13 protein-coding genes are annotated in these 12,761 nt (G+C 43.7%); all 13 read left to right on the top strand.

The window, feature by feature from the left end; all coding sequences use genetic code 11:
* Nucleotides 1–11: 11 nt before the first annotated feature.
* The 13 genes from L1D60_RS14635 (at nucleotide 12) to L1D60_RS14575 (ending at nucleotide 12,747) form a co-directional block, all read left to right on the top strand.
* Entirely contained in the window at nucleotides 12–1,235 is a 1,224-nt protein-coding gene (locus L1D60_RS14635) for a type II secretion system F family protein (RefSeq protein ID WP_239841716.1), read from the top strand.
* 3 nt (nucleotides 1,236–1,238) lie between these two features.
* Nucleotides 1,239–1,691: an MSHA biogenesis protein MshF gene (locus tag L1D60_RS14630; protein ID WP_239841715.1), complete on the top strand. Its 453-nt coding sequence runs from the start codon at nucleotides 1,239–1,241 to the stop codon at nucleotides 1,689–1,691.
* An 82-nt stretch (nucleotides 1,692–1,773) separates the two neighbouring features.
* On the top strand, nucleotides 1,774–2,349 hold the full coding sequence (locus L1D60_RS14625) for a prepilin-type N-terminal cleavage/methylation domain-containing protein (RefSeq protein WP_239841713.1): 576 nt from the start codon (nucleotides 1,774–1,776) through the stop codon (nucleotides 2,347–2,349).
* Between the two features lie 30 nt (nucleotides 2,350–2,379).
* Nucleotides 2,380–2,850, top strand: a complete 471-nt coding sequence (locus tag L1D60_RS14620) for a type II secretion system protein (protein WP_239841711.1) — start codon at nucleotides 2,380–2,382, stop codon at nucleotides 2,848–2,850.
* 143 nt (nucleotides 2,851–2,993) lie between these two features.
* On the top strand, nucleotides 2,994–3,485 hold the full coding sequence (locus L1D60_RS14615) for a prepilin-type N-terminal cleavage/methylation domain-containing protein (RefSeq protein ID WP_239841710.1): 492 nt from the start codon (nucleotides 2,994–2,996) through the stop codon (nucleotides 3,483–3,485).
* Nucleotides 3,482–4,051, top strand: a complete 570-nt coding sequence (locus L1D60_RS14610) for a type II secretion system protein (protein WP_239841708.1) — start codon at nucleotides 3,482–3,484, stop codon at nucleotides 4,049–4,051. Before L1D60_RS14615 ends, L1D60_RS14610 begins: the two co-directional genes overlap by 4 nt.
* Nucleotides 4,051–4,791, top strand: a complete 741-nt coding sequence (locus L1D60_RS14605) for a prepilin-type N-terminal cleavage/methylation domain-containing protein (RefSeq protein ID WP_239841707.1) — start codon at nucleotides 4,051–4,053, stop codon at nucleotides 4,789–4,791. The genes L1D60_RS14610 and L1D60_RS14605 overlap by 1 nt, the downstream gene beginning before the upstream one ends.
* On the top strand, nucleotides 4,781–5,209 hold the full coding sequence (locus L1D60_RS14600; protein WP_239841706.1) for an MSHA biogenesis protein MshP: 429 nt from the start codon (nucleotides 4,781–4,783) through the stop codon (nucleotides 5,207–5,209). Before L1D60_RS14605 ends, L1D60_RS14600 begins: the two co-directional genes overlap by 11 nt.
* Nucleotides 5,210–5,211: 2 nt before the next feature.
* Nucleotides 5,212–9,507, top strand: a complete 4,296-nt coding sequence (locus L1D60_RS14595; RefSeq protein ID WP_239841705.1) for a DUF6701 domain-containing protein — start codon at nucleotides 5,212–5,214, stop codon at nucleotides 9,505–9,507.
* Nucleotides 9,508–9,654: 147 nt separating this feature from the next.
* A complete protein-coding gene (locus tag L1D60_RS14590; RefSeq protein ID WP_004740843.1) occupies nucleotides 9,655–10,698 on the top strand; it encodes a rod shape-determining protein in 1,044 nt (347 codons plus the stop codon).
* Between the two features lie 92 nt (nucleotides 10,699–10,790).
* Nucleotides 10,791–11,678 (top strand): rod shape-determining protein MreC, encoded by an 888-nt coding sequence (mreC, locus tag L1D60_RS14585; protein ID WP_239841704.1) that lies wholly within the window; start codon nucleotides 10,791–10,793, stop codon nucleotides 11,676–11,678.
* The gene (gene mreD, locus L1D60_RS14580; RefSeq protein WP_032553010.1) at nucleotides 11,668–12,156 is read left to right on the top strand and encodes a rod shape-determining protein MreD; all 489 of its coding nucleotides are present in this window, start codon (nucleotides 11,668–11,670) and stop codon (nucleotides 12,154–12,156) included. The genes mreC and mreD overlap by 11 nt, the downstream gene beginning before the upstream one ends.
* A gap of 6 nt (nucleotides 12,157–12,162) precedes the next feature.
* Nucleotides 12,163–12,747, top strand: a complete 585-nt coding sequence (locus L1D60_RS14575; RefSeq protein WP_239841702.1) for a Maf family protein — start codon at nucleotides 12,163–12,165, stop codon at nucleotides 12,745–12,747.
* The last annotated feature ends 14 nt before the right edge of the window (nucleotides 12,748–12,761 follow it).

Here is a 12,761-nt window from a genome sequence, read left to right as displayed (position 1 = left end):
AGGTGTAGAGTATGCCAACTTATCGTTATGTTGGTCGCGGTTCCGACGGGCGTCAGGTTTCCGGGCAATTAGAAGCGAATAGTGAAGAGCTTGCTGCTGAGAGTTTGATGGGTAAAGGAATCATCCCAACCTCAATTAAACTAGGTAAAAGTGGCGAGTCGGTATTGGATATGGACGTCTCCAGTCTATTTTCGCCTAACGTTCCTTTAGAGGTTCTCGTTCTTTTTTGTCGACAGTTATACAGCTTGACCAAAGCGGGTGTTCCTTTGCTGCGCTCAATGAAAGGCCTTACCCTGAACTGTGAGAACAAGCAACTTAAAGCCGCTCTTGAAGAGGTGAGTAACGAGCTCACTAACGGCCGTGGTCTTTCAGCATCGATGCAAATGCACCCTAAGGTATTTAGTCCGTTGTTTGTTTCGATGATTGGCGTGGGTGAGAACACTGGTCGATTGGATCAGGCTTTGCTTCAACTCGCCGGTTATTACGAACAAGAAGTTGAGACTCGCAAGCGCATTAAAACCGCTATGCGTTACCCAACCTTTGTGATCAGCTTTATCTTGGTCGCGATGTTTGTGTTGAACATCAAGGTGATTCCTCAATTCACTACAATGTTTGCGCGCTTTGGTGTCGATCTTCCGCTGCCCACCCGAATCTTGATTGGTATGTCGGATTTCTTCGTCAACTACTGGATGTTGATGGTTGGGGTGATAGTCGGTTTGATATTCGCATTTAAGGCTTGGGTAAAAACCGATAAAGGCTTAGAGAAGTGGGATAGGTTCCGTCTCAAAATGCCTGTGATTGGTGGAGTGATCAATCGAGCACTGCTATCACGTTTTTCACGAACCTTTGCTCTAATGCTTAAAGCGGGCGTGCCATTGAACCAATCTTTGGCTCTGTCGGCGGAAGCTCTGGATAATCGATTCTTAGAGCTGCGTGTTCAAGAGATGAAATCGGCGATTGAGGCAGGTAGCACAGTCTCTTCCACCGCAATCAATAGCGAAATTTTCACGCCACTGGTGATACAAATGATCTCGGTGGGTGAGGAGACGGGTCGCATTGATGAGCTGTTGCTGGAAGTTTCTGACTTTTATGATCGAGAAGTGGACTACGACTTGAAAACTCTGACCGCGCGTATTGAGCCTATTTTGCTCGTGATCGTAGCTGGAATGGTTTTGATATTGGCTCTGGGTATTTTCTTGCCGATGTGGGGCATGCTCGATGCAATCAAAGGGTAGTGAATGATAAATAACCTACGACGCTCACGTTTTGTCATTTGGAGTGTGGTTATTCTGTCTATTATTACTGGGCTTTTAGCCGCGTGGCGAACAGTAGAAACTGAGGCGACGAACACCGCTTTGATTGTGGCGAGCAAGCGTATATTAGACCGTGCGAACCTTTATAAGCAGCAGTATCTCCTAAATGGCCGTCAGCAATTTAACGATGCGGGGGAACCATTAGGATATAGCCGAACAGGTTGGTTATTACCTATTGATCAGGGCGATGTAAGTTGTGATTATTGGTTGAAGCAGTTATATCCTGACGGGCGAGTTTTAGGTTTAGATAACCCTGAAGTGGAAGACTTGAGCGATCAATTTGAATATCACTGTCGTTACCAATATACCGAAAAACACCAAATAGAGATTTTACTCAAAGGTGAACGTTTTCGCGTCAAGGCCAATATTTTGGCTTAGTAAAAATATTGACAGTTTTCCTATGGTTTTATAGGCGTGCATATGTATAATGCGCATTAGTAATTAGATGAGAAGGTAGAAAATGCTTAAAAATCAAAAGGGTTTCTCCCTTGTCGAATTAGTTATTGTGATTGTAGTTGTCGGTTTATTGGCTGTAGCAGCGCTTCCTAAATTTTTGGATGTGACTGACGAAGCGAAAAAATCGAGCATTGAAGGTGTCGCTGGTGGCTTTGCGACGGCAGTTTTATCGGCTCGCGCGCAATGGGAAGCAGAAGCTCGCCCAACAACAACAATTGGGGTTGAAACATACAATACTGTAAATTATGATGGTGTTGATTTTTGGTTAACGAGATCGAAAGACAGTAACAATGTCGATACTGATTTTCGTGATGGATACCCTTGGGCAATTAATGAGGATTCAAACTCATTTCCACAAAGCCTGACTAACGAAATTTGTTCTGAGCTGATGGACAATCTTCTGCAAAACCCGCCAAAAGTAGGGGATGTGGATGTAGTCGCTAACGACAGCAACTACAAGTACTCAGCGGAAGCGAATACAAGTGATGCGACCTGTACTTACGTTCAATTGGAAGGTAATACTGGACATCAGTTTGTTTATGAAGTCAAAACTGGTCGTGTGACCGTAACTTTGCAGTAACTCTGCATTAAACATAGAGAGAGCTAAACTATGAAAAAACAAGGCGGTTTCACCCTAATCGAATTAGTGGTAGTAATTGTTATCCTAGGTATTCTTGCTGTAACTGCAGCTCCACGTTTCCTAAACCTGCAAGATGATGCGAAGAACGCAACGCTTGAAGGTCTAGCAGGCGCTATCCAAGGTGCATCTGGCATTATTTATGGTAAAGCTGCAATTGCGGGTATTGAGTCTACTTCTGGTGCTGTTAGCACTGGTGTTGGCACGCAAAGCATCAACACTGTATTTGGCTATCCAGAAGCTACTTCTACTGCTATTTCAGCTATTGTTCAAGGTATCGGAACAGACTTTATTGCTATTAAAGACGTTAACGCAACTACAGCTACATTTGGTATTGCTAACTATGTAGACAACTGTGTTCTTTATACAGAAGCAACAGAAACAACAGAAGCAACAGCTAACGTTGTGTCAGGCGGTAGTTCAAACATCTGTACTCCAAACTAATTGGGATAGAGACTATCGAAGGCCAGCTCCTGCTGGCCTTTTTTCTATCTATTCCGCATTAATGTTAAAACAATTGGTAGTGATACCGTTTTACTTATCAATATCTTGTATACTCGAAGTCACACCGTAGTGAGAGGTTTGTGATGAAGAAAAGTCTCCCCAGCCAAGGCTTTACCTTAGTAGAGCTAATCATCGTCATCATCATACTTGGCATTGTTGCTACGTTTGCTGCAACGCGCTTTTCTGGAACCTCGAGCTTTTCTACCTTCTCTGCGCAAGAGCAGGCTATTTCGGTCATCCGCCAAATTCAAGTCAATCGAATGCAATCTAATGTGTCTGCGGCCAACGACAGCTTCCGATTGGCCATCAACAGCGACTGTTTGGGTTCTGTTACGGCTTGCAATCTGAATCTCGCGAACTCAAACCAAAGACAACAAGCAGAAGCACGTAGTGACCATGTTCGCGAAGACGGGATCACATTTACTCCAGCCAACACTGTGGTTGATTTTGATTTATTAGGTAACCCGTCTGTCAGCTCCGGTGTCGACATTACTATTAATTCCACATCTACGACTAATAGCGCTCAAATCTGCATTAACTCACAAGGTTATGTAAGTGAAGGAGCTTGTTTATGAGGCGCTTACGTGGCTTTACGCTAATAGAAAGTATCGTAGTGATTGTCGTTCTGGGTATCGCTATGGTGACGATTACTAGCTTCCTTGCCCCGCAAGTTGCAAGTTCGGCTGACCCACAATATCAAAACCGCTCCGTTGCACTGGGTCAGAGCTTAATGAATCAAATCCTAGCTCGTGGCTTTGATGAGCACAGTGATTTTGACGGTGGTTCTGTACGATGTGGTGATGCGGGTGCGACGCCATGTACAGGGCCTGACGATCTAGGTGTGGATGGTACAGAGTCGATGCCTGCCTCTTTCAATGATATCGATGACTATATTGGTTGCTGGTACACAGCCTCAACTCAATCTGCTTGTCAGTCTACGCCAACTTATCAACTGGCAAATATCCTCGATGAAAATATTGCCGGAAGCTACGCGAATTTCCGTGTGGAAATATCCGTTTTTTACGATCAAAACATGGATGGTGTTGACGACGATGTCATCGGTACTCTTAAGCGAGTAGAGCTCAATATATTCGGTGGCAATAACCAATATACTTTGGCTGCGTATAAGGGGAACTACTGATGAAGAATCGTGGTTTTACCCTGATTGAGATGATTGTGACCATCGTAGTCGTCGGTGTGATTGGATTAGCCATCGCTGGTTTTGTTGAGTACGGAATGAAAGGCTACGCTGAGACTATTGACCGCCAAAAAGTTCAAGTAAAAGGGCAGTTTGTGGTTGAGAAGATGTCTCGCGAGATCAGTCACGCAGTGCCCAACAGTTTTGATACAAGTATTACCCCTGCCTCGGCGTTTGCTCAGAAGTGTTTGACGTTTTACGCCATCAAGTATTCTGGCTTTTATCATTATGATGAGAACAGCAACAATCTAGATTTCATTATCGGGCAAGATACTCCCATCCTCGACAACGATGATTATTTGATCATAAACCCAACCACCTATGCTGATTTGGGTGCAGGTTCGACAAAACGAATAGATGTATCAGGACTGGTATCTACAAATAATGTATTTACTGCGACTTCGGTGAATTTAAGCAGTCAATCGGTCGCGCTACGCCACTACATATATGACAGCAGCGAGTCTGTTAGTTACTGTTTAGTGAATAATACGACAGAAAATCAGGGTGTGATCGAGCGTAATGGCATAAGAGTTGCGGATAGTATCAATTACACAGAAAGTAGCTTTCGATATGAAGAGCCGAGTTTGCAGCGTGGGGGCGTCATCCATATAGATCTCGTCCTCGAGCAAAATAGTGAGGTTAGTGTTTACCAACAAGATGTGCAGGTACTCAATGCGCCATAGAAAATCAAATCAGCAAGGCAGTGTTCTAGTTATCGCCGTATTTGTGATTGTGGTGATGGGCTTTCTTGCAACATCACTTGTCCAAGTTCAATGGAGTAACCACGACACTTTGACTCGTAAGCAGCTCGGCACACAAGCGTGGTTGTTGGCACACTCAGCCAATGAGTGGGCTTTGACCCAGGTGTATCCGCTCACCGTTTCACCTGCAGTATCGTCAAGTGTAAGAACGATTTGTACCAACTTAAATGCCAATCAAGTTAGCCATGGCATGTCGACGATCTGCAATGTGGACTCACTTACCTGTGATGAGATTGGAATACTAGATGGTGTCGGCTTTTTCAAAATAGAATCAACAACAACCTGTGGCTCAGGTATTAACCAAGTGCAGCGTATTCAAGAAGTTTGGGTGAGGGAGTAGTTATGTGGAAATATATATTTTTTATATCTCAATTCTTTGTCGCGAACTTCGCGTTGGGTAACTCATGGGATCATTGCACTATCAATCTATCGGGTAAGGATGGGTTTGAGATTACCTATGAGGTTGACCATAACTCTAATACAGAATTGTCTGAGTCGAGCAACCTTTTATGGAGCAATAAATCTGCAGGGCAGTCCCCTATCATCAGAGATCCTAATGCTAGAGATGATGATGATATTAGGCTTGTATATTCGAAAACCAATAAAACCTTAACCGCATGGAGAAATGGTTCTCATACATCAACCGCTTCAAGTTCACTTTACGAAAACAATAATGGTGATGTGACTTTTTGGCTTCATCATGGTGATGACCTGAGTTGTGAAGCGACAAAGCCGCCAATCAATCGAAATCCGCAATTTGAGTTTGGTACTTTGACTGATAGTGATTGTACGATTTCATCGCCAGGTCCAGATAACAAGCAAATCGTTACTTGTACGTTGAATTTTAATAATACGTATGACGCAGCCAAACCTAAGCCTTTGGTGTTTGTTATGCCGACTATTGATGCGAGCTTATCAGTTAAGAAAGATGGGACAACAGAGCTCCCGTCTACCGCATCTGTTATTAGTACAACTTGGCAAACGGCAACAATAGTTCAAGAAATAGCGCCGAGTGCTAAGAAAAAAACAAACAACATTCAGTACCTAGATGCACCTATGAGCGGGCAAGGGAACCCTCAAAAAAGTAGCAACTATATCGATTACTTTGTTATCGAAGAAGGTGTCATCTCTTTAAATAATGGTGAAAGTCAAATTGTTGCAGGGCTTGTAGACACAAAAACTGCTGCATCCCAAATATCTAGTGAGAGAAATAATGCGGATGTTATTCGTTATGAGGATTATGGTTTAGATTCGTTTAATTCTAAGCCGGGTATTCTTGTTCAGCCTCAAACGAAAAACAATACATCTGCGTGGTTTACGGGGATGGCTCGTAATGTAGGTGTTGAAAAATTTTCACTGGCATTAGAGAAATCTGAAGTTACGAAAAACAATTCAATCTCATCGAAGGAAAATGTTGCCTTCGTAGCTGGCGAAGGCTCGGGGTTTATTCAAGGTGCTCGTTTTTTCCTTGGTAATGGTGAAACCAGGGTTACCACTACATTGAATGAGCGGGTGATATCTCCGGTAGAAGTTGGTTGTCAAGAATATACCTCGATAGCAAGTGCTGGCTTTGATGGGCCACCAATATTAGTTGCTAATAAAAACTCTCGCGGTGGTAATAATGGCGGTTGGATTCGTCGCTGTGATATCACGAAAGATAAAGTTTACTTTATTGTCGAAGAGGACATGGACAAGGACAGTGAACGCTCTCACATTGCTGAAGATGTCGGCTTCTTTATGTTTGATCGTCCTAATGAACTTGGTATCTGTGAAGGCTTTAACAACAAGAGTCCTGTTCAAACTTGGTTAGGTTCCGGTGGTACGCTTGAATTAAATGGCTCTCCACAGATCGTTGGGGCATTGCGTGAAGATGGTAAGCGCTATGTCGGCTTTTTAGATGCTAATACTAATGACCGAACGAGTGGTGCGTGTGAAGGTCAGAAATGCCTTGGTTTAGATGACCTTCTGATCAACAAAGAGGCTTTAGAAGATGTTCCTGATAACCTTGGTAATGCTTTAAATATTCCTTATGTAGATCAGATTACCTCGCTACCAATAACTATTAACGGTAAGAAAATTTATGAATACGATAGTATTTCTATCGGCACTGGCGGAGTTGTAGAGATTGAGGCTGGTAAGTATAAAATTGGCAGGCTAGATATCAATGGAACTGGTGAACTTAGAGTCAAGAGTGGTGATACAGTAACAATTTTCACAAAAGACCTATCAGTCAATAATGGGAGCTTTGCCGGGGTTCCTATCGTTAATTGGATTGGTGATAAACCCGTACTGGCGGGAGATACTCACTTTAGGGTCAATGTTCTTCAAAATGGTTCAAAACAGGTTAGTTTAAACAGCAGCGGTTCGAGCAATAAAACGACTTTTGTCGGTTTAATATACAGTGAGCAAAGGGTTGATATGAGCGGTACAGCAAGAGTTTATGGTGCTGTTTCTGCGAGAGAAGTTAACATGTCATCAAGTGCGTTAGTACATGCAGAAACGAGCTGTATTGTTCCTGTGGATGATTACGAAATTGAGATGTCACCAACTACTGATTTAGCCTTGATGTGTGGGGATGACTCGCCTCAATTTACGATAACAACATCTAATAATGGTATTGCTGAAAGTTTAAGTGTCACTGCTGTCATTACTCCTAACCCTAGCTATTTTGATGTTTCAGTCATTACTGGATCGGGGAGCTATCCAAACTATTCATCAAATATAGATGGTGAATTGACCCTAAAAATCACGGCGAAAGACACTGCAAATATTGATTTTGACGAATCGTATAAACTTACAGCTACTTTAGTTGATGACGTTAACGAGACTACAGAGAGTCAGTTTAAGTTTGTGCCATTCAGATTTTCATTGGTTGATGGTAATAAAGCGACTAATCGACTAGATGTTATAGCCGGACAAGAAACTTTGGCCGAAACGCGGGTTCTTGCTTGTGACTCTAATAATTCGATCGTTGTAGCGAAGAACTACACTGGTGAAGCTGGTGATGAAGTTCAGATAGCTCATGAACTTGATGGTTCTTGGACTGGTGATGATGGTCAGTTAACGTATAAGCCGGAATTTAAGAAGGGTAGTGCATCTCCACAATTAACAATTTCAGAGTCTGGGCTTTTTAATGTGGCTTTGAAAGATAGCACTTTTGATTGTACTGGTTTTAGCGGTTGTCCTGAGGGTGGAACGTATGAGCTTGAGGGAGGTTTTTCGGTCTACTCTCGTCCGTGGAAGTTTGCGATTTGTACTGATAGTGATTCAAACGGTACAAGCTCGACTGGAAGTGCTTTTTCTGCCGCCGGAGAACAATTTAATGTCTATGCTAGGCCAATAAAATATACCTCTTCAAACGCAGTGTGTAGTGATGATGACTTATTAACTGATAACTATTTCGAGTCGACTGCTAGCGCTAAAGTCACTACCACATTAGATACCCCAAGAGTGAGTGATTACCCTGGCGCAGTGTTAGGAGGTTTGACTCCACCAGAACAGCTAGCGAAGCAGATCTCTACAGGTGACAAAGCAAATAAAGGCTACAAATTCGAGAATCTGAAGTACTCAGAAGTCGGTAGTTTCAACTTCATAGCAACGGAAACGGGTAGCTTCTATGGAAGTATCTTGGGTGGTTTCTCAGGTAGCAAAGCAATCGGACGCTTCTACCCTAAGTACTTTATCCAAGACATCAACGAATGGATCGTTGCAGACCAAAACAACGTCGCATACTTAAGTCAGCCTTATGATTCTGCGATACATAAAGTCTACCCTATGGCTTCAGGCCAAAGTGATACTGCTAAGGCACTTAATAACTACCGCTTCTTTAGTTCTACACTCCAAGCGAAGTTTGGTGTTTTGGATGACAGCAACGTAGATAATGACTTCCTATTAGATACCACATCAGGTACGTGGGATCCTAGCCGAGTGAATTGGTTATTGGACGACGACAACGCTATGTTGAAGCGCCATACGACAGGTAATGTAAGTCGTAAAGACCGTCCGTTTAATACATCAGATGGGAGTTCTACCGTAACTAATTTTGGTTTGACGGTAACTGGTACTGATCCGGTTTCATTCACTGATTCGGACCCTGTGACAAATTCTGCTGCTTTCCCAGTCCAACCTCCAGCTCGCTATGGCCGTATGGCTCTCGACGATATTGGTGGTAATTCAGGGGCGACGCTAATCATTCCACTTCGAGCTGAGTTTTGGAACGGCAGTGATTTTGTGGTTAATACAGATGACGACAAGAGTACTTTTAATGGTGCCAATTACTGTAAGCAGGTGATTTGGCACAGCGAGAGTAAGACAACAACTAATGCTTTATTCAACGGTAGTGGCACAGTCTCAGATGGTGAAGATGATATTAATGCTAGTCAAAACACTCCAAGTGGTGCTGATTCACCTCGTGAGCAAGCGCGTTTATGGTTAAGAATGGAAGATGATAACCCTTCGAAGAAGACAGGTGAGAATGACATTTCGTGTCTAGGCAGTAACGAAGGACAATCTTGGTTACGCTATAACTGGCGACAACTTGGCGATGAAGATCCATCCACTGTCGTCACATTCGGCATCTATCGCGGCAATGATCGTGTGATCTACCGAGGAGAAAGTGGTCTTACAGGTCAGCGATAATATAATTTTCACGCGCTAAGTTAGGAATCTGTAAGAAAATGCGGGTTTCAGCCCATGTTTATAGTTCAATGCCTTGCTGTTACAGCAAGGCATTGGTACATTTAGTGCAATTTTTGTCTTCTAATTCTTGCAGGATGAGCGAAGAATATGTTTAAAAAACTTCGTGGCATGTTTTCAAACGACCTATCGATTGACTTAGGTACTGCCAATACCCTTATTTATGTAAAAGGCCAAGGCATCGTTCTTGATGAGCCTTCAGTTGTAGCTATTCGCCAAGATCGTGTGGGTTCTGCAAAGAGTGTTGCTGCTGTTGGTCACGCAGCAAAACAGATGCTAGGTCGTACACCTGGTAATATTTCAGCGATTCGCCCAATGAAAGATGGCGTAATTGCAGATTTCTACGTTACAGAGAAAATGCTTCAGCACTTCATCAAGCAAGTGCATGACAACAGCGTTCTTAAGCCAAGCCCTCGCGTTCTTGTTTGTGTTCCTTGTGGTTCTACCCAAGTTGAGCGTCGTGCAATCCGTGAATCTGCACTAGGTGCGGGTGCACGTGAGGTTTACCTAATCGATGAGCCGATGGCGGCAGCGATCGGTGCAGGTCTACGCGTTTCAGAGCCAACAGGTTCAATGGTTGTTGATATCGGTGGTGGTACAACAGAAGTTGCGGTTATCTCACTAAATGGTGTGGTTTACTCATCTTCAGTACGCATCGGTGGCGACCGCTTTGATGAAGCGATCATCAACTATGTTCGTCGCAACTACGGCAGCTTGATTGGTGAAGCAACGGCAGAAAAGATCAAACATGAGATCGGTTCAGCGTACCCTGGCGATGAAGTAGAAGAGATCGAAGTACGCGGTCGTAACCTTGCTGAAGGTGTGCCACGTAGCTTTAGCCTGAACTCAAACGAGATCCTTGAAGCACTACAAGAGCCACTATCTGGTATTGTTTCAGCGGTAATGGTTGCACTTGAACAGTGTCCACCAGAGCTTGCTTCAGACATCTCTGAAAACGGTATGGTTCTAACTGGTGGTGGTGCACTGCTTAAAGATCTAGACCGTCTGCTAACTGAAGAAACAGGTATTCCTGTTGTTGTTGCAGAAGAGCCACTAACGTGTGTTGCTCTAGGTGGCGGTAAAGCCCTAGAGATGATCGACATGCACGGCGGCGACCTGTTCAGCGAAGAGTAATCATTGAGTTTTAGGCTCTTTCGTCTCTTATGCCAGCTGAGAGCCTAGGACTTTGTCTAAAGGATCAAATGTAGCCCTAGGACCAATATAGAATGAAGCCAATTTTTGGTAGAGGTCCCTCTCTACAATTGCGCCTATTTTTTGCTGTAATTATATCAGCCAGCCTTATGCTGGCTGATAGTCGTTTAGATGCTTTCTCAAATGTTCGCTATCTATTGAACAGCATGGTAGCGCCAATTCAATACGCTGCTAACCTGCCTCGAACCATGTTTGATGGTGTTTATGAGCGTTTTAATACGCGTAAAGGTCTGATCGAATCAAGCCATTCCCTTAAGCGCGAAGTGCTTCGCCTTAAGAGTGAACTAATCCTGCTAGACCAGTATCAAGAAGAAAATAAACGCCTGCGCAAACTGCTTGGTTCGCCTTTTATTCGTGATGAGAAGAAGGTGGTAACCGAAGTAATGGCCGTTGATACTTCTCCGTATCGCCATCAAGTGGTGATCGATAAAGGTCAGATCGATGGTGTTTATGAAGGTCAACCGGTTATCAATGAAAAGGGTATTGTTGGTCAGGTCACCTTTGTCGCGGCGCACAATAGTCGTGTATTGCTACTGACTGATGCTAATAATGCAATCCCAGTTCAGGTGATTCGAAATGACATTCGAGTGATTGCATCAGGTAACGGCAAGATCGATGAGATCGAACTGCAGCATATTCCAACCAGTACTGATATCCAGCAAGAAGACATGCTCGTGACATCTGGCTTGGGTGGCGTATATCCAGAAGGTTATCCAGTGGCTTACGTCTCGTCGGTTGACTACGATCCGAAACGTGAGTTTGCAGTAATCAAAGCAGAACCTGTGGTTGAGTTTGATAAACTTCGTTACCTGTTATTGATTTGGCCTGACGAAAATAAGCGTATGCAAGCAGATCAGACTAATATAGAACAAACCATGTTAGAGGGTGATAATGGCCAATAGCGTATTAAGAAGTAAGTTAGTCATCGCTTGCTCGCTTCTGATTGCCCTGATACTTCAAACCATTCCATGGCCCGGTAGCCTAGATCTGTTTCGCCCATCTTGGTTGCTGCTTGTAACCTGCTATTGGGTGTTGGCTCTTCCACATCGCGTTAACGTGGGGAGCGCTCTGATCCTCGGTCTGCTTTGGGACTTGTTGATCGGTTCCACGCTTGGTATTCGTGGCATGATGCTTTCAATAGTGATGTACATCATTGCGATGAACTTCCTCGTGATTCGAAACATGGCACTCTGGCAACAGGCGATGATCATCGCGGCATTGACAGTTTTATTTGAAGTTTTGATCTTCTTTGGTGAATATTTGATTCAAGACGTTGTTTTTAATCCATTATCGCTATGGAGTGCATTGATTAACTGTATACTTTGGCCTTGGATGTTCTTGCTAATGCGCCGTGTACGTCGCCATTGGCATGTGAGGTAAAGGAATATGGATAAGTCATCATTAGTTTTGGCATCGGGTTCACCACGCCGAAAAGAGCTGCTGACGCAATTAGGTTACGAGTTTTCTGTTCTTGTTACCGATATTGAAGAGCAGCAACAGCCAGATGAAGATGCGCAAGCGTATGTTCAAAGGCTGTCGCTTGATAAAGCCAAAGCTGCCTTGAACTTGATAGCTGAACGAGAGCCTAATTCAGACAGTATCGTGGTTTTAGGATCAGATACTGTGGTCGTCAGCCAAGGTCAAGTGCTAGAAAAACCGAGCGACTTGGCCGACTGTAAGCGCATGCTTACTCAGTTGTCTGATCAACGCCATCAAGTGATGACCGCTGTGTCTGTGGTTTCCGCAGACAAGCAAAAAACAGAAATCGTAATTACCGACGTATGGTTTAAACCCCTCAGTGAAGAAGAAATAGAAAAATACTGGCAAACAGGGGAGCCGTGCGATAAAGCAGGTAGCTATGGGATCCAAGGTTTGGGTGGACGCTTTGTCACTCGAATCGAAGGTAGTTATTACGCCGTTGTCGGCTTACCTTTATTTGAAACGGACCAGCTACTGCAAGAATTCTTATAATTTACTAATCTGAG

It is taken from the genome of Vibrio sp. Isolate30, assembly GCF_022397975.1.
GTDB lineage: Bacteria > Pseudomonadota > Gammaproteobacteria > Enterobacterales > Vibrionaceae > Vibrio > Vibrio fortis.
Note: the sequence above shows the minus strand (reverse complement) of the source record. Positions and strands in the feature narration are given on the sequence as shown.

Bases quoted from the DNA above. Each gene is read 5' to 3' on its own strand.
- L1D60_RS14635 (WP_239841716.1), top strand. From the start codon at position 12: ATGCCAACTTATCGTTATGTTGGTCGCGGTTCCGACGGGCGTCAGGTT.
- L1D60_RS14630 (WP_239841715.1), top strand. From the start codon at position 1,239: ATGATAAATAACCTACGACGCTCACGTTTTGTCATTTGGAGTGTGGTT.
- L1D60_RS14625 (WP_239841713.1), top strand. From the start codon at position 1,774: ATGCTTAAAAATCAAAAGGGTTTCTCCCTTGTCGAATTAGTTATTGTG.
- L1D60_RS14620 (WP_239841711.1), top strand. From the start codon at position 2,380: ATGAAAAAACAAGGCGGTTTCACCCTAATCGAATTAGTGGTAGTAATT.
- L1D60_RS14615 (WP_239841710.1), top strand. From the start codon at position 2,994: ATGAAGAAAAGTCTCCCCAGCCAAGGCTTTACCTTAGTAGAGCTAATC.
- L1D60_RS14610 (WP_239841708.1), top strand. From the start codon at position 3,482: ATGAGGCGCTTACGTGGCTTTACGCTAATAGAAAGTATCGTAGTGATT.
- L1D60_RS14605 (WP_239841707.1), top strand. From the start codon at position 4,051: ATGAAGAATCGTGGTTTTACCCTGATTGAGATGATTGTGACCATCGTA.
- L1D60_RS14600 (WP_239841706.1), top strand. From the start codon at position 4,781: ATGCGCCATAGAAAATCAAATCAGCAAGGCAGTGTTCTAGTTATCGCC.
- L1D60_RS14595 (WP_239841705.1), top strand. From the start codon at position 5,212: ATGTGGAAATATATATTTTTTATATCTCAATTCTTTGTCGCGAACTTC.
- L1D60_RS14590 (WP_004740843.1), top strand. From the start codon at position 9,655: ATGTTTAAAAAACTTCGTGGCATGTTTTCAAACGACCTATCGATTGAC.
- mreC (WP_239841704.1), top strand. From the start codon at position 10,791: ATGAAGCCAATTTTTGGTAGAGGTCCCTCTCTACAATTGCGCCTATTT.
- mreD (WP_032553010.1), top strand. From the start codon at position 11,668: ATGGCCAATAGCGTATTAAGAAGTAAGTTAGTCATCGCTTGCTCGCTT.
- L1D60_RS14575 (WP_239841702.1), top strand. From the start codon at position 12,163: ATGGATAAGTCATCATTAGTTTTGGCATCGGGTTCACCACGCCGAAAA.